2 protein-coding genes are annotated in these 1,032 nt (G+C 50.0%); both read left to right on the top strand.

Going from position 1 to position 1,032, the window contains the following annotated elements:
* The first annotated feature begins 67 nt into the window (after positions 1-67).
* Complete coding sequence (locus tag OU814_RS31265; protein WP_017285999.1) at positions 68-427, top strand: helix-turn-helix domain-containing protein; 360 nt, start codon at positions 68-70, stop codon at positions 425-427.
* Positions 428-452: 25 nt separating this feature from the next.
* Positions 453-1,019: an IS630 family transposase gene (locus OU814_RS31260; protein ID WP_268243323.1), complete on the top strand. Its 567-nt coding sequence runs from the start codon at positions 453-455 to the stop codon at positions 1,017-1,019.
* Positions 1,020-1,032: the final 13 nt, after the last annotated feature.

Raw genomic sequence — 1,032 nt, 5'->3', positions numbered from 1 at the left:
TTACAGCGGTTTCTGATTGGGTCTGCCACAGAATGGGCACCTTAGCAGCAGTCATGAGGAATGAGCAATGCCTGCTGCCTACTCGGTCGATTTACGCCAACGCATTCTGGATGCTTACGAGGCAAAAGAAGGAAGTCAACGCCAACTGGCAAAACGGTTCAAGGTCAGCTTGTCGTTTGTGCGAGACTTGATGCGCCACTACCGAGAGCAGAAGACGGTGCAACCTAAACCGCATGGGGGTGGAGCCGTCGCAAAAATCGGTGTGAAGGAGCAAGCCCTGATTGCCGACTGGTTGAAACAGCAACCTGACCTTGTGTTGTGGGAATTGTGTGAGCGACTCGAACAAGAATGTGCTGTTCAAGTCGGCATCTCGACGATGTGGCGAGTGCTGGAGCAGATGAACCTGAGCGTCAAAAAAAACATTTAGGGCAACTGAAGCCGAAACAAAGCGAGTGCAAGCGCTACGTTTTGCATTCCGACATTGGAGCTTCAGCATTGACCTTCGCAATCTGGTCTTTGTCGATGAAGCAGGCATTCATTTGGGCATGACCCGTCTCAAGGGTCGTGCTGCGAAGGGAGAGCGAGTGCATGATGTCCGTCCACGCAATGTTGGACAAAACATCTCGTTGATTGGTGCCATTGGACTAGAAGGACTCATTGCGACAATGACGATTCTGGGTAGTGTCAATACCGAGGTCTTTGTCGTCTACTTGCTCGAAGTGTTGATCCCGCAACTTTGGGTCGGAGCAATTGTGGTCATGGATAATCTTCCTGTGCATCATGCTCAACGAGTTCGGCAAGCGATTGAATCTGCTGGCGCACAACTTGTCTTCCTGCCACCTTATTCTCCAGGCTTATCTCCGATTGAGTGGTGTTGGTCGAAACTCAAGCAGTTACTACGCTCTGCTAAAGCCCGATCTTTGGAAGCTCTCAATCAAGCTTTGACTGAGATTGTGACTGAAAAAATCTCGGAGGAGGATGCAATCGCTTGGTTCGCTCATTGTGGCTTATTCATTTAGAAACCGCTGTAAG

Origin of the sequence: Leptolyngbya sp. GGD (assembly GCF_026735145.1) — a bacterium.
Lineage (GTDB): Bacteria > Cyanobacteriota > Cyanobacteriia > Leptolyngbyales > Leptolyngbyaceae > Leptolyngbya > Leptolyngbya boryana.
Note: the sequence above shows the minus strand (reverse complement) of the source record. Positions and strands in the feature narration are given on the sequence as shown.

What these genes read in the sequence shown, in the direction of transcription:
- OU814_RS31265 (WP_017285999.1), top strand. Translation starts at nt 68, where the DNA reads ATGCCTGCTGCCTACTCGGTCGATTTACGCCAACGCATTCTGGATGCT.